This window comes from Streptomyces sp. NPDC055287 (assembly GCF_053646035.1).
Genome location: NZ_JBSHNE010000020.1, coordinates 92068 through 107532 on the forward strand (window position 1 = coordinate 92068; position 15465 = coordinate 107532).

The window sequence follows — 15465 nt, forward strand, 5'->3', positions numbered from 1 at the left end:
AGTACCTAATCTCATCCTGAGCTGCGGGTTTGCCAGCTCAGGAATCGAACAGGCTTGGTTTCGGCTGCTTGATGGAAAGGTCCCGCTGCCGTCAGCGGGACGGTTGCGCTGACAGTCATGGGCGCCCGCCACCGCGGCGACGCCGAGCACGAGCGGATCCTGGCGACGGGCAGCGCAGGAGCGCTTTGGGAGCCGGCGGCGGGCCGGCGGGCGGCGGTTCACCGGCTGCTCCTGTCCCAGCGGATCGGGTAACTCACGGTGGGCTTGGGTCGGGGCGCCGACGTGCTGCGCATCCCGCGGGCGTTGATCGGGTACACCGTCGTCGACTTGGGCCGAGGTAATCGATCCGCACCTCTGTCCGTACCGGGACTCGGAGTGCCATTGCCCAGAACGACGACCGCTACCACGGCGATGGCCAGCAGAGACATCTCGCGCCGTGCCCCCGGAGCCCAGCGGGAATGCCCCAGTACCTGCGTACCGTCAGCTCGCGTGTACGGCCTCACCCATGGCATCGCTACGACCCCTTCCCAGCCGGTACGCCCCCTTGCGCACCCGCTACATGTATGCAGCCACCACTGACAACCGGTCGGGAAACTCGATGCACCTTTCGCGCGTCCTGGCCGTACTCGGCGATGCAGTCGTCGCCTCTGCTCTGCTCTGTCAGGGCTCGCTGCGGTGTCGGGCGGTTCTCCCGAGGCGTGCAGGGCGTCGCGCCGGGCAATCCACTCGGCCGCCAGATCAGGCATCCGCTCGGCGAGAAGTCGGCGAAAGCCGCCGTTTCCAACAGGCGGGCCCGTTGCTCGGGCGGTGCGTCGCCCAGCGCCTCCAGCCCCCGGCGCGCCAGCGCACCCACGGCGGCGTCTTCGCCAAGTTGTCCACCAGGCGCAGCCACACCCCGGGATCGAGTCCGACGCGATCCCCCCGCGGCACGCGAGCACTGCACCCACTACCAGTCCTCGAGGACGGAGACCGCGCTTGCGACTGCTGTGCGGCTTGCCCGCAGTGCCTCACATATCCGTCATCTCGCTTGCCTCGCCCGCCATGCCACCGAGCATCGGTAACGCCTGCTCCGGGTCCTCGGGGGCCGGCGATCGTTCTCGATGGGATGAACCGTGCCCCGGATGCCGATGTGCCGACGACGGCGGGCCGCACGCTGCTGCTGTGCGTACAACGAGTGATGAGTCCGGTCGGCAGCAGGCTGCGGATGACGAACCTGCGGGCAGTAGCGGGAAGGCCATGCCGGGAGATCCGGTGAAGCCGGGGGCGGGGGTGGAAAATGCGCGGGTGGCGAAACGGCAGCTCCCGGCGCAGCGCGCGTTGTACTGGTTCGACAGCACGCTCGCGGGCAGTTGGTCCGTCCTCATCGGGTGGCTCGCGGCCGCCTGTCTGGCTGTGGTCCTCCCGGCGAGTGCGGTGCTGGTCTGGACGGACCGCCGGGCTCCCGACTCGCTGTCCGGGAAGCTCGCGGCGGTGTGGAAGAGCACGGGGCAGACGCTTCGCCTGGGCGGCGAGGTCGGCCCGCCGCTGCGGATCGCGCTGTCGGTACTGCTCGCCCTCGTCGCCCTCCTGTATGTCTCCACTCTTGTCAGTCTGATCACGACGGGCATCAGCGAAAGGCTCCTCGCCCTGCGAAGGGGGCATTCGGCGGTTCTGGAGGACGGACATGCGGTCGTGCTCGGCTGGTCCGAGCAGGTGTTCACGGTCGTGTCCGAACTGGTCAACGCCAACGCCAATCAGCGCCGTGCCGCTGTCGCGATTCTCGCGGACCAGAACAAGACGGAGATGGAGGAGGCGCTGGACGCCAGGGTGGGGGCCACGGGCCGCACCCGGCTGATCTGCCGCAGCGGATGCCTCACCGACCCGAACGACCTCGCCCGGGTGAGCCCGGCCACCGCCGACGCCGTCCTGGTGCTGCCGCCGGACAAGTCGTCGGAGGACAGTGAGATCGTCAAGACCTTGCTGGCTTTGCGGGCAGCGGTGGGTGACGACAGCCGCGTACGCGTTGTCGCGGCAGTCCGCGACGACCGGTACCGGCTGGCCGCCAAGCTCGCGGCGGGGCCGCGCGCTTCCGTGCTGGAGATCGACGACATCACGGCCCGGCTCGTCGTGCAGGCCGCCCGCCGGCCGGGCCTCTCCGTCGTGTACCAAGAGCTGCTCGATTTCGCCGGCGACGAGTTCTACACGGTGTCGGAGCCGACGCTCACCGGCCGTACCTTCGGCGAAGCACTCCTGGCGTACGCCACCTCCTGTGTGGTCGGACTGGTCCGGGAAGGCGGCGCTGTCGTGTTGAACCCGCCGTCCGACACCGTGGTCCTGACCGAGGACCTGCTGGTCGTGATCGCTCAGGACGACGACACCACCGTCCTTCCCGCCACTCCCCCGACCGTCGACCGGACGGTGATCGTGCCGCGGCCAGCGGTCACCGCCCGCCCCGAGCGGGTGCTCCTCCTGGGCTGGAACCGCCGCGCTCCGCGCATCGTCACCCAGCTGGCCGGCTACACCATGCCCGGATCCGTCCTCGAGGTCGTGGCCGAGGGCGGAGAGGCGACCGCGGCGGCGGTGCGGGCCGTCGGCGCCACGGCCGGTGACACCCTGTCGGTCGTCCTCCGGCACGGTGAACCGACCCGGCCCGAGACGCTGAACGGCATCGACGCCGCCTCCTACGACAGCGTTATCGTCCTCGGGCCCGACCGCGGGCAGGGCCAGGACGAACCTGACGACCGGACGCTCGTCACCCTGCTGCTCCTGCGCGCCATGGAGCAGGAGTCCGGGCGGGAGATCCCCGTGGTCACGGAGATGATCGACGACCGCAACCGAGTCCTCGCCCCAGGCGGTCCCGGGGCCGACTTCATCGTGAGCGGCAGGCTGATCGGCTTGCTGATGTCCCAGATCTCGCAGAACTGGCACCTTGCGGACCTGTTCGAGGAACTGTTCTCACCGGACGGCAACGGGATCAATCTCCGCACGGCCGGCCACTACCTACAACCGGAGTGCGACACCACCTTCGCCACGGTCGTCGAGTCGGCCAGGCTCCGCGGCGAGTGCGCCATCGGGTACCGAAGTCATGCCCGCGCAGAGGTGGGTCACGACAGCGGGATCCGGATCAACCCGCACAAGGGGACGGTCCGGCGGTGGGCCGATCAGGATGAGATCATCGTCATCGCCGGGGATTGACTGCCGAAGTCGTATGCAGCCTACCCGTGTTGACGTGAGCTCTCCCATCCACGCCGTCATGCGCCGCTCCGCTGCCAAGGGGATTCTCCAGTCCTCTGGCCTGGGAGACCGCTCGGGGGCGCGCACATCGATTGGAGCCTACTAATCTGCCGCCACGCCGCCCAGCGACCGGCTGTTGCACGGCCGCGCGGGTGAGCCCGGCGGGCGCTGCGGCACGGCTGGCCAGCCATCCGGCGATGCCGTGACAGGGTGCCGGAGCAAGGCACCCGCCCTTCCCCCCGGCGAGTGCGCGGCACGCGGCCCCGGGGCCTCCGTCCATCTGCCCCCCGGGGCCGCACTGCCCGCCGCCACGGTCCGCTCCTGGCCGTGCAGTCGTGTGTTCCCGTCCCTGCAAGCGCTGTTCTTCGAGGTATCCGACGCGCGGATAAGGGCGGCGCGCCGTCGGCGCGCCGCCCCCGGTGGGTGCCCGTGGTCAGGTGCAGGTGCGGGCGGTGTGGTCAGCGGCGGTGGTGGCCGCCGCGGCCCCAGGACTCGGTGTCGACGGTGCGGCCGTGGTCGTTGCGCAGGGTCGCGGTGTCGGAGCGGTTGTCCCACACGTAGTGGTCGCGGTCCTGGTAGAGGTCGGAGCGGGTGTCGCGGCCGACACCGGTGTGGATACGGACCGTCGCGTGGCCGGCGAGGCGGACGTGGTCGAAGCGGTAGCGGTTTCCGTCACGGTTGCGCAGGGTCCAGCCGTCCAGGTTCACCGCGCGCCGGTGGTTGTTGGTGATCTCGATCCACTCGCGGTTCAGCGACCGGTTCGAGCCGTTGTCGAAGCCGGGGCTGTCGGCCTGGACGGCGCTGATCTCGACGCGCGAGCGCTGCTGCCGGTCACCGTCCCTGTCCTGGGCCATGGCAGGCAGGGCGGCGGCCGAAACGATGGCGCCGGCCGCGAGAACGGTAGCGGCCAGACGACGGGCGGAAGAAGCAGACATAGGTGATGTCCCCTCAAATCGTATGCAACACCAGCCAGATGAAGCCGGGGTTGCCGTGCGGGTCTCGGCCCCCTGTCGGTGCCGAGGACCCAAACTCTGGACCCCCGACACGGGCCGGTGGGGTGCACCTGACTCAGCGTTACCAATTGCGGACATTTCCGTAACACGCACATGTACAGCACATCAATGGATAGTTGGGCGTGATCCTGATATTCGCTGACAGTTACACCCACCCGTTGAACCCTCAACGGAAAGCGCTTGCGCGCTCCGGGCGCACCACCCAGCGCACCACCCAGCGCACCACGACGCCAACGGAGCCGGATTTCAGTAACAACCGTTCCGCACATTTCTTCGCACACCCATACGCATGCAGCAGAAGCGTCCGAATAGCGATGGGGGGCGGCTCCTGCGGTGACCCGGGGGACAACCGCAGAAGCCCGCCCGGACCAGCGCCTGCCCCCGAAACCCACACCCATGCTCGACACCAGAAGAACTCAACGAGCCCCGCTATGCAGATGGGCAGGCAGGACCGTGTGCACAGGCGGGCGGCCCTTGCCGGTGCCGACGCAATACCCGTGCCGTGGGTCCATGATCTGCCGCAGCAATTCTCGGGCTGCGCTCAGCACGATCACAGCCGTCTCGGGTATGGCATCGGGGCGAAAGTAGGCCACCGCCCGATCGAGAGGCACTGTCCCGTTGCGCCTCTCGCATGCGCGCCCTTCAGTCAGTGGTGACGGTGAGGCTGCGGCGGTCGAGATCGAGATCGAGGTGGAAGGTTCCCCCGTTTTTGGCACGCAACTGACCCCAGGCGGTGGAGCCGGTCAGGATCACACATTCCCAGTCAGCTGCACGGCAGACCCCGACTTCCAGGTGTGCCGTCATGTGGCCGATGGTAGTGAGCAGTTCGTTGTCGATGTGCTCAGCGGTGCCTCCCGCCCGTTGGCTCTACAACCGCAGCTGGGGTACCGGAGGCGGGGCCGCTGTCGGGATGGTGTGGGGTGAGCCAGGGTGCGCGGGGTGAGCCTCGCCCATGCAGCGGCAAACCTCCCTCAGCCTTGTCCCCGGCGGTACGAGGCGCAAGCGAGCCGGTGGGCGGGGCTTCGGGCAGTGGGACGCGGGCCCAGCCGCGGGCATGCATGGTCTCGGTCTCCCGGCCCTCGAAGAGCTTCGGCAGCGTCTTAGGATCGGCGGTCCGGGTCTCGGTACCACTGGATGAACGCGCGGGCCGCAGGACAGCGGGCGTCGCAGGCCGGGCAGAGTTCCATCCATAGGCCGGTCATCAACGGGCCGTGCCAGTGCAGCAGGAGTTCACCTCCGCAGCGGGAGCAAAGCCGGGCCGGCTGCTCGTCTGCGTCCCGGTCGGGTACAGCCGGGCGAGTTCTTCGTCGCTGACGGTGTCGAGCCTGCCGTCGAGGTTGCGTACGCGGCAGAAGGAGCCGTCGGGGCACACTACGTAGCGCCAGGTGTACGACATGCAAGGCCCCCTTTTCGGGGTGGAGCGTGACGCGAACGGCCACGATCCGCCCGCCTACGACGTCACCGATGTGCAGTTCCCACGGCATGAGCTCTATCGCCACCGTCCCGAACGGTTGCCGCGGCAAGGTGGGCGCGATGGCCGGTGAGGTGGTGGGTGTTTGCACACTCTGCCGTAATGATCTATCGGTGACTCACGCCCGCAGCACTCCCCCCCACCACCACCACAGCGAGCCATGCGACGCTCGCGCGTCGGGACAGCAGCGGGGGCAACGGCCTCTGGCTCCGCCCCAGTTCGGACGGACCAGCACGGCGTCCAGGACGTGACGGGACCCCACGCCGAGGCGAAGCGGGCCCCGTCCACGGATGCCCCGGTTCTGCGGCGGAGCCCTGTCCCCCCTGTCCGCCGTCGAACCTTGAGCGTGTGCCACCAGAGTTTGACCGGCGCTGGTCGAGGCTGGGGGCCTCGACCAGCGCGCGCCCGAGCCGCGCGGGGCGAAGGATGCCTACTCTTCGTGGCCGGGCGATCAGGCTGGTGACTGCGCGGGCGCGCCGTTGCCCGCGGTTCGTGTGTTGGCGGGCCGACTATGGGCCGGGGGTGCCGATACGTACGGCCTGGGGGTCGTGGGTGCTTTTGCGGTTGCCGGTTCGCGGGTCGATGCGGAAGATTCCGCTGGCTCCTTCGATGACGTTGGTGGTGTCGAAGAGGTAGAGCTGGGCCGCCACCGCGCGCAGGCCGGGCGGGGTTCGGGGCGGGTCGGTGGCGTAGCGGATGGCCAGGCTCGCGGTGAGGAACGCGTCGTGCGCCATCACCGCCCATCCGCTGGCCAGGTGGCCTGCGTCGAACTTCTGCCCGTGGTGGGTTCGGCTGAATTCGTCGGCGAAAGCCTGGAAGAGGGAGCGGTCGGGGTTGGTCTTGTCAGCGAGTTGGCTGGGGTCGGCGAGAGGAACGTACAGCACCGAGATGGGGGCGCTGGGGTCGTTCAGGGCGGGCAGTTTGCGGTCCAGGGTGGCGGCGTCCGAGCCCGTGACCACGGTGATCGGGGTGGTGCGACACTGCCGCTTGTGCAGTGCCTCGAGGAAGGTCGGCAGGTAGGTCGCACGGCCGGCGAAGAACACAAGGTCAGGGGTGACCTTGCCGCAGAGGTTCTTGCTGATCGTTGACAGGCTGGTCTTTGCGGCGCCGTCCCTGACATCGAACTCGAAGCTGATACTCGCCTTGTCCAGGTGGGGGCGGAGGCCGGCTTCCTCGTTCTGGAAGGCATTTGCCAGGGACTGGGTGTAGAGGTCGGGGGTTCCGTTGGGGGTGAAGGGCGTGCTGATGAGGGCCGCGGTGGTCAGCTCGGGACGCCGGCGGAGGTATTTACTGATCACCTTGAGCTGAGCACTGACGTTGGGCGCGACCCGTACCAGTCCGGCGATCTTGTCGCCCTGGTCTATGGCACCGGTGAGGTCGAAACCATCGGCCGTGATGACGTCACCGACCATCGGGATCGCGGCGTTCGACAGCGACCTGGCGGCGTCGATGGACTCCTCCTGGCTCAGTCCCATCCCGGTCACCGCGCGGAGCCGGCCGTGGGGGCCGGTCATCGTCTTGAGCCGGTCGACGACAGCGGCCCAGTTCTTCTCGTCACTGCCCATATTGGCCAGCACGAGCCGGATTTTGGGGTAGACGTCGCCTTCGTTGGCCTTGTGGAGGGCGGTGAAGACACCTTCGACCTGGTGCACGGCGCGCCCGCCGGTCAGGTCCTTGGGGCCTGTGGTGAGCGGAGCCAGCAGCGCCACCGTGACGTAGCCAGGGGTCTTGGTCACCGCCCGGTTCTCCGCGTCGAGTGCGGCAAGGGCCGGCTGGAGGCCCTTGCCGAAGATCGCATGGCCGTCGCGACCGTCGGTGATGCCTGCGCAGTCACCGTTCGCCGTGGTGAGCAGCGCCGGGTTCGGGGTGCCGCATTGCCGTTTGTGTTGCTGCGCGATCTGGTCCTGCTTCTTCTTGGCCGCGTCTACGGCTGCCTGGTGGTCTTGCTCTCGCTGCCGCCACAGGAACCCTGCCGTCGCGGTCACCACTACTGCCGTGGCGAGTGCGATCAGCCAGCGCAGGCGTGCCGACTCAGGCAGACGGGGAAGCATCCCCGTCTGCCTGGGGCGGTGGAGCGGGGCGCGGCCTTGCTCCACCGCATGCCAGGCTGCTTCCCAGGGAGCGCACTCGCTCTCGTTCAGCCCGCATGCCTGCACGTACTGGGTCACGAACTTGAGGCCGGGGAGCTTGTCGCGGCTCAAGGTCGTCGAGACGGTGGCAGCCGGGAGCGGTTCGCCCGCTCCCGTGGCTGCCTCGTTGAGCCGCTCAAGGGACAGCTGTTTGTAGGCCCTCAGGCTCACCAGCGCGTCGCGGAACTCCTTATTGTTGCCGATCTTGAGGGGATCGGGCGCGGTGGGCACCGTGTCCTTGGGGCCGGGCCGGCCGGCGGACGCCCGCTTCCACACGGTCATCACGCCGCCCCTGCGGGGGAAGCGGACGGCTGTCCGAGCCACGAGCTGATCTGCATGGCGGCGCCCGCCGCGACCGCGACGAGCCCGAGCGCGTCGAGGAGGGACTGGCCCGTCTTCAGGAGCGTGACCACCACGACCACGATGACCACGAACACCGACACGCGCAGGGCCGGGGAGAGCGTGCCCGTCCCGCAGGACGGGGCGGCGGGGGGAGCGGGGCGGCGGGAGTGACGCCGCAGAGATCGACGGTCTCGCATGACAGGCCTCCTGGGCACGTGGCGTGGATACGCCGGGAAAGAACCCGAGTGACGCTTACCGGACGCCAACACGGGCTGTGACGAGACATAAGCCTGCTGTTGCCACCCTACGGCTGACAAGCCTTCCGCACAGCGGAAAACCGTCCCCCAAATCCGAGCCCCGCATCAGCCGTTCCACGCTCGAGCACCGCAATTCCCGCCCCCGCCGCACCCGGCAGAACGGGACTACGACGTGTGCGGCAGCATTCCGAACGGCCCCCGCCCCGCACCCCCGGAAGCCCTTTGACCTGCGCCTACAACCTTCCGAATGCAGCGGAAAACCCATGCGATCTTGCTATTGCCCGCCGACCCTGGCGAGACTGAACGCAAGCAGCCGCCCACATCAGGCGGCCGCCACCGTGACCCCTCGTCAAGTCCTCCTGGGCACGACGCGGACAGGACACGGACAAGAAGGGGGCCCCTGTTACCGGCGGGGGCCCTCTTCCACACAACCCTCCGCGAACGCCGCCGGCTTTCCGAACCGGCCCCGCAGATCCCGGCGATCGTACCGGCAGCACACTCCCCCGGACGGAAATACTTCGCCATCGACGCGACGGCCAACTACGAGCGGGTGCTGGCCGAGGAGACCATGCCCGGCGCGGGCTGGTTCCCCGGCGCCACCCTCAACTACGTCCACCATGCCTTGCGCAGCCTGCCATCGGACGCTCTCGCCATCACCGCGCTGGACGAGACCGGAGCCTGCTACGAAATCACGGGCCGGAAACTGCGTGCCCAGGTCCGCCTCCGTCGCAGCCACCCTGCGCGACCTGGGCGTCGGACAGGGCGACCGGGTGGTGGGTTACCTGCCCAACCCCCCACGCCGTCATCGCCTTCCTCGCTGCCTCCAGTGTGGGCGCGGTGTGGTCGGTGTGCGGCCAGGACTACGCGCCCAAGGCCGCCGGCGACCGCTTCGCCCAGCTCGAACCCACGGTGCTGATCACAGCTGACGGCTACCGCTTCAACGGCACCACACACGACTGCCGGACCGCCTCGCTCGAACTGGCCCGAGCCCTGCCCACGCTCAAGGCCACGGTGCGCGTGGAGCATGTGGGCCTAGCCTGGCCCGAGGGCGGGCACCCGGGGCTGACGGTGCCCTGGGAGGACGCGGCCACCCGCGCCGATCGCCTCACCTTCGCCCCGGTGCCGTTCGACCACCGTCTGTGGGTGGTGTTCTCCTCCGGCACCACCGGCCTGCCCAAGGGCGTCGTCCACGGTCACGGCGGGGTCCTGCTCGAGCACTTCAAGATCCTCGGACTGCACTGCGACCTGGGCGTGGGGGACCGCCTGCTGTGGTACACCACCACCCACTGGATGATGTGGAACCTGGTCGTCTCCACCCTGCTGACCGGCGCCACCACCTGCACGTATGACGGCAGCCCCGCACCGCTTGGGCGACCGGACATCCTGTGGGAGCTGGCGGCCCGCCACAAAGTCACCGTCTTCGGCACCAGCCCCCAGTACCTGCTGGCTATGACCAAGCTGGGCATCGACCCCTCGGTGCACGACCTGTCGGCCATCCGCGTCGTCGGCTCCACCGGCTCCGCTCTGCCCGCCTCCGCCTACTCCTGGCTCCGCGACCACGTGGGCGCCGGCGTCGAGCCAGCCTCCACCAGCGGCGGCACGGACGTCGTCTCCGCCTTCGCCGGCAGCGCCCCAACGACGCCGGTATGGGCGTGTCCGCTCCCTACCTGGGCGTCGCGCTGGCCGCCTACGACGCGACGGGCACCCCTGTCCTCGATCAGGTCGGCGAACTGGTCGTCACCCGGCCCATGCCGTCCATGCCGCTGCACTTCTGGAACGACCCCGACGGCAACCGCTACCGCGACGCCTATTTCGACGCCTACCCCGGGGTGAGGCGGCACGGCGACTGGATCACCCTCACCTCGCACGGCTCGGTGATCGTCCACGGCCGCTCCGACGCCAACCTCAATCGCAACGGCGTGCGCCTGGGCAGTGCCGACATCCACGACGTCGTCGAACGCCTCCCCGAGATCACCGAGGCCCACGTCATCGGCGCGGAGGAACCCGACGGCGGCTACTGGATGCCACTGTTCGTAGTCCTCGCCGACGGGGTCGGACTGGACGACTTCCTGCGCGACCGGATCCGCGACGCGATCCGCGCCGGCGCCTCACCCCGCCACGTTCCCGACGAGATCATCGCCGTACCGGCCCTCCCGCACACGAAGACCGGCAAGAAACTCGAGGTTCCCGTCAAGCGCCTGCTCCAAGGCGTCCCCGCCGAACAGGTCCTGAACCCCGCAGCGGTCGACAACCCCGACCTGATCGCCTACTTCATCCGCTTGGGCGCGCGGCGGAACAAGCGGTCACCACACCCCACATGACGTCGGGCTCGACCAGAGTGAAGCGCTGCGGATGGCTGGGTTCAGGTCGGCGACGTGTTTGCGGCCGCCGCCGGGCCGACGGACCCTGTCCCAACGGGGCTTCTCTGAAGTCGAGTTCTTGCATCCCCGCAGACACACCGTGGCCTCAGGAACACCAACCTGCACGAGCGACGTTTTTGATCCCCCCCGTGGCCGAGGAACTGGGCCTCTGCCCCTATTGACAGACGACGCTGCCGCTCGTCGAGGTGCGGCAGAAACGCCTCGAATTTGGCCGCCAGCACGGCCCGTTGTATTCCAACCTGCTCATGCCAGACCAACGAACCACCGAACGGAAAGCCACGAGCTAATGATCTGCGCGCCCTTGGCCAAATGAGTTGGCTTTCACTCTCAGGATGAGTCTCCGTAGCGGGTGGCAATCGCGGCGGCCCGGTTGCGTAGAGAGGTGCGCAACGACTGCGGGGCCAGGGCTTCCACGTCCGTGCTGAGCTGCCACAGCGCCCATTCGGCATGTCGGGAATCTTGGAAGGTCACCTCCAGCCGCAGCCAGCCGTCTGCGTCGGGTTCTTCCACGCGGACGGCCAGCGCCGTGTCCAGCAGCTCCTCCCGCCGCGCCGGTTTCACCCGTACCAGCACAGTGACGTGGTCACCGCCGGAGAGAAACTGCGCGGAGCGTTCACCCCAGATCCGGTCCAGATCGACCCGGTTTGGCCGCTGTGCCGCTTCGGGGAGTTCTTCGGCGGCCAAGACCCGGGACAGCCGGTAGGTGCGGTCTGCGCCCGATCTCGTGGCCAGCAAGTAGCCCTGGTCGCGTACGGTGACCAGGCCGATCGGGTCCACCGTGCGCCAACGTGGTGTCTGACCTGTGGCCGCGTAGTGGATGCGCAGCTTGTGTCCGGCGAGCACCGCGCGCCGGACCTCGATCATTGTGGTGTCGGGTACCTGCTCAGTGACCAGCCGGCGTGAGAGCAGGTCGGTCTCCGGGTCGACGAGAAATCGCTGGGCCGCGTCGCTCGCGGTGGCTCGGTGGCTTTCGGGCAGTGCGTCGATCACCTTCCGCATGGCCGAAGCGAGCGCCGAGCCGAGGCCGAATACCTGCTCGCCCCGCCCCGATCCGGCGGTCAGCAAGGCGAGGGCCTCGTCGTGGTTCAGCCCTGTGAGCTCGATCCGGAAACCGGGCAACAGCGCGAAACCGCCGTGCCTGCCGCGTTCGGCGTAGACCGGGACGCCGGCTGCGGACAGCACCTCGATGTCGCGCAGCACGGTGCGGGTGGATACCTCCAGCTCGCGGGCCAGCGTGTCCGCTGTCAGCCGACCGCGCTGGCGCAGCAGTAGCACCAGTGAGACCAACCGGTCGGCACGCATATGAGAACTTTAACGGAATACATGACTGAGGGTGTCGTGATTTGTTGGGAGGCTCGTTGACGCGACGTCAAAGCTGGCGCTACCGAGCCGATGGACGTACGTACTCCCGATAAATCGAATGGAGCTGATGTGGCAGTGGAACGAACTGCGGTCAACCCGGTGACGTGGTCGGAGGAGATGGGATTCAACCAGGGTGAGGTCGTCTCCGGGCACACACGGACCCTGTACATCTCGGGGCAGACCGCGATGAGCGGCGACGGCAAGCCCCAGCATGACGGTGACATTGCGGGTCAGTTGACGCTGAGCATCGACAACCTGGAGGCCGTGCTCGGCGAGGCCGGCATGTCTCTGGCGAACCTCGTCCGGCTCAACGTCTACACGACCGACGTCGATCTGCTTTTCCAGCACTACGGCGTGCTGGCGGCGCGGTTGGGTGCCGCCGGGGTGGCGCCGACCTCCACGATGCTCGGGGTGACGCGACTGGCGATCCCCGGCCAGATGGTCGAGCTTGAGGGGACCGCCGTCGCCTGACGCGACCTCGCCGCCCCTGCTACTCGTGCCGGATGGACCGGCACGAGTAGCAGGCAGATGGGTGATTACCTGTGCTCAGAATGGTCGCAATCGGCGACTACGGCCTCGACGGCGAGTCCTTCCTGCAACGACTGCGGCACGCAGAGATGCGGCCTGTTACATGTAAGGAGGAGTCCACGGGTCCACTCGAGCGCTCCGTGCGTCTGAATACGCGTACCCAGGCACAGGGAGTCCACCGCCCTTCCGGGCGGTCGCGCACCGCTGACCAGCCCATATCCACCGGATTGGAGCTGCCAAAAACTCAAGAGGCGCAACAACGCCGGTCCCTCGCGTATACCTTCCCGTCTCGCTCACCGGGCCCGGCCCATCCGGCAGTCCTGGGCCGACTCGACTTTGTCGAGGCTGCTCTCACCCTCCCCTGCGCCCCCGGTTCAGGCTGCCTCCAGCTTCACCTCGCCTCTTTGACGGCGAGGCGACGCTGGTCTTCCACCTGCGTCCGAAACGACAGCACCTCGTGGCACACTGCCACAGTTCTTACCGGCACCCCTGCCTGCCAGAAGTACGCCCGGGACAGTGATCACCGCCGCGGTCGCCTTCTCGTCGAGTAGGCCTCGGCATCCTGCTTGAGCTTGCGCAGCACGAAGGTATTGAATTGCTCTGCTGAGCGCTGAACGTCTGTTCGTCGAGCCCAGTCGGTGCCCCATCCACCGCTTGACCGAGCAGACGGTGCGACCGGTATGGGTGACGCCTGGCGCTGGGCTGCCTCGCCGACGAGCACTTCACCGTCCCTAACGAGGCGACCACGAACGGGCCCCGGCCTCCGAGGGGTTCGGGCAGCGCTGCCTGCCGGCCACCCAAAGCCGGCGTGTTGACTGCACAGTCGGAGTCTTGAGTAAGGCTGTGGCTGACGGCTGCGCCCAGGGTTCTGGTGCGGCGCGTTGAGCTACCCAGTCGCGCAGGAACACATCGGAGCGTCACCATGGGACGACTCCATCTTCGCCGAACAGTTGGCCGGTAGGGCCGTCGTCGGGCAGAGCCGCCAACCGGATGGCGATCACCGCGCCCTGCTCAGGGGTCTGAGTACCGCTGAACCCATTGAGGTCGGTGGCCACGTAGCCTGGCAGGCGTTATTGATCAGGATGTTGGTGTCGCTCAGCTCCTTGGCGTACTGGATGGTGACGGCGTTGAGGTAGGTCTTCGTCGGCGCGTACGCCCCACTGATCCCGCCGGGTCGACACCGGGCGTGGTCTGCAGGGCCAGAGAGCCGACATGGCTGGACTGGTTGACGATCCGAGGGTGTGCCCAGCGGTGCAGCAGCGGCAGCTTCGCGTTGGTGACCCGGATGATGCCGATGCCGTTGGTCTCCACCAGCCGCCGCACGGTCTCCACGTCGATGGTTGAAGGCTCCTCCGGCCAACCATCTGCGACACCGGCGTTTTTGACCAGGACGTCGAGGCGTCCCGCCCGCTCCTCGATCAACTGCGCCGCGGCGGTCACGCTCTCGTAGTCGGTCACGTCCAAGGGCACGCCGGAGGCGTCGACACCAGCTGCGCGCAGTTTCGCCACGGCGTCCTTCCCGCGCTCCTTGTCCCGGGCGTCGACACCGACGCGCCAGCCCAATGCGCCCAGCCCGGCCGCGATCTCGTACCCGATTCCTTTGTTCGCGCCGGTGACCAGCGCGATGGTCGTCTCACCCGTGACAGTGAGCATGGCTGCGTTTCGAGCAGGCACCAACACCACCTCGGTAACGCACCAATACCCGAGCGACATCAAATGACCCAAGCCGACGTGGCTCTGCTGCACTTGCCATTTGCCGGAACTCCCGATGGCTCGTTGGCCCGATCCTGGCGGCAGCTACCCGGAGGGACCAGGGGCAGAGGTACGAAACCTGACACAGCTCTTCCAGCTCGTCGCGCTCGACCGCACCACCGTGATCATCCCCGAGTCGGCCAGCACCGACCTGCGCCGGGATCTCGCCGCCGTGCCGGAATACCTGGTGCCGCAGGCCCTCGTCGTGGTCGAACAGGGACAGTTGGGCACCGGGGTGGGGTCGTTCGCGCCGCACGGTCATGCGGGTGCCGACCGGGTGACCGGCGAGGTCGACCATGCCGGTCAGTTCGGCGAGTGGGCGCGGCCTGTTCCTTTTCCGAGTGGGAGGTGATCAGCGTGGCGTCGAGGTCCAGGACCAGGCCGGGAAGTTCTCGTCCGCAGGCCTGGACGGCGGGTATGCCCTGGCCAATCTCGGCGGCCTGCATCCAGACGACTTCCCGGGCTGAGGCGCGGGCCGCTCGCAGCGAAGCGAGTACTGCCCCGTCGGTGTCGGCGAGCAACCGCCAGGCGGTGGGCGTGGAGGCGACCGGTCCGAATACCTCGCCCCGGTCCCGCAGCACGGCCAGATCCGCTAGCGCCTCACCACCGTCGGCGAGCATCACCGCGAGATCCGTGACGGTCCGACCTGGATCGTGCCCGGTGCCACGCGGTCGCAGCGGCCTGAGCGCAGTGGTGTAGGCGGTGGTCAGACCGGTGGCATCGGCAAGATCCGCCGGCAACCGTGCGCCCGCGTGCCCGACCACCCCCGAACCGTCAGTGGAGAGGTGGAGCTTGGGACGAGAACCGATACCCTGCACGCAGAGAAAGTGCCTTCCGCTTGGACCGACAGAAACCTCGACAAGGTTCATCGTCCCAGCTCAGAACAATGCCGGTGAGTTAGCACGTCGGTGCAGGTCAGACACTCGCCGGTGAGGCGTTAGGGCAGGAATATCCCCCTGGTGACGTTGCGTAGTTCGTCACTTCTGGTGATGTGCCAGCGGAGGCCGGGACACAGCA

10 protein-coding genes and 4 pseudogenes are annotated in these 15465 nt (G+C 68.2%); 4 read left to right on the plus strand and 10 right to left on the minus strand.

Annotated elements, in window-relative coordinates; translation table 11 throughout:
• Nucleotides 1–117 precede the first annotated feature (117 nt).
• Both ACWIHY_RS26745 and ACWIHY_RS26750 read left to right on the plus strand, forming a co-directional pair.
• On the plus strand, nt 118–252 hold the full coding sequence (locus tag ACWIHY_RS26745; protein ID WP_454378218.1) for a hypothetical protein: 135 nt from the start codon (nt 118–120) through the stop codon (nt 250–252).
• Between the two features lie 1032 nt (nt 253–1284).
• Nucleotides 1285–3174 carry a CASTOR/POLLUX-related putative ion channel gene (locus ACWIHY_RS26750; RefSeq protein WP_454378219.1) on the plus strand — a complete coding sequence of 630 codons (1890 nt, stop codon included), beginning with the start codon at nt 1285–1287 and terminating at the stop codon, nt 3172–3174.
• 497 nt (nt 3175–3671) lie between these two features.
• Here ACWIHY_RS26750 and ACWIHY_RS26755 read toward each other — a convergent pair whose 3' ends face one another.
• From ACWIHY_RS26755 to ACWIHY_RS26780, 6 genes are all read right to left on the minus strand, one after another.
• Entirely contained in the window at nt 3672–4148 is a 477-nt protein-coding gene (locus ACWIHY_RS26755; RefSeq protein WP_454378220.1) for a lamin tail domain-containing protein, read from the minus strand.
• 720 nt (nt 4149–4868) lie between these two features.
• A complete protein-coding gene (locus ACWIHY_RS26760) occupies nt 4869–5063 on the minus strand; it encodes a hypothetical protein (RefSeq protein WP_454378234.1) in 195 nt (64 codons plus the stop codon).
• A gap of 263 nt (nt 5064–5326) precedes the next feature.
• On the minus strand, nt 5327–5452 hold the full coding sequence (locus ACWIHY_RS26765) for a DUF6300 family protein (protein ID WP_454378235.1): 126 nt from the start codon (nt 5450–5452) through the stop codon (nt 5327–5329).
• Nucleotides 5428–5622 (minus strand): hypothetical protein, encoded by a 195-nt coding sequence (locus ACWIHY_RS26770; protein ID WP_454378238.1) that lies wholly within the window; start codon nt 5620–5622, stop codon nt 5428–5430. Before ACWIHY_RS26770 ends, ACWIHY_RS26765 begins: the two co-directional genes overlap by 25 nt.
• Nucleotides 5623–6206: 584 nt before the next feature.
• Nucleotides 6207–8108, minus strand: coding sequence for a hypothetical protein (locus tag ACWIHY_RS26775; protein WP_454378221.1), 1902 nt, complete (start codon nt 8106–8108; stop codon nt 6207–6209).
• Entirely contained in the window at nt 8108–8365 is a 258-nt protein-coding gene (locus tag ACWIHY_RS26780; RefSeq protein WP_454378222.1) for a hypothetical protein, read from the minus strand. The genes ACWIHY_RS26775 and ACWIHY_RS26780 overlap by 1 nt, the downstream gene beginning before the upstream one ends.
• A 460-nt stretch (nt 8366–8825) precedes the next feature.
• Between ACWIHY_RS26780 and ACWIHY_RS26785 the strand changes: the two are divergent.
• Nucleotides 8826–10746, plus strand: a pseudogene (locus tag ACWIHY_RS26785) (acetoacetate--CoA ligase).
• Between the two features lie 15 nt (nt 10747–10761).
• On the opposite strand, the pseudogene ACWIHY_RS26790 reads toward ACWIHY_RS26785, so the two are convergent.
• Both ACWIHY_RS26790 and ACWIHY_RS26795 read right to left on the minus strand, forming a co-directional pair.
• A pseudogene (locus tag ACWIHY_RS26790) lies at nt 10762–11039 on the minus strand (ISAzo13 family transposase); the annotation flags it as partial.
• Nucleotides 11040–11133: 94 nt separating this feature from the next.
• Entirely contained in the window at nt 11134–12108 is a 975-nt protein-coding gene (locus tag ACWIHY_RS26795) for a helix-turn-helix transcriptional regulator (RefSeq protein WP_454378223.1), read from the minus strand.
• Between the two features lie 135 nt (nt 12109–12243).
• Here ACWIHY_RS26795 and ACWIHY_RS26800 point away from each other — a divergent pair, with 135 nt between their 5' ends.
• A complete protein-coding gene (locus ACWIHY_RS26800; RefSeq protein WP_454378224.1) occupies nt 12244–12639 on the plus strand; it encodes a RidA family protein in 396 nt (131 codons plus the stop codon).
• 974 nt (nt 12640–13613) lie between these two features.
• On the opposite strand, the pseudogene ACWIHY_RS26805 reads toward ACWIHY_RS26800, so the two are convergent.
• Nucleotides 13614–14349: pseudogene (locus ACWIHY_RS26805) on the minus strand (SDR family NAD(P)-dependent oxidoreductase).
• 280 nt (nt 14350–14629) lie between these two features.
• Nucleotides 14630–15317, minus strand: a pseudogene (locus tag ACWIHY_RS26810) (transposase); the annotation flags it as partial.
• Nucleotides 15318–15465 lie beyond the last annotated feature (148 nt).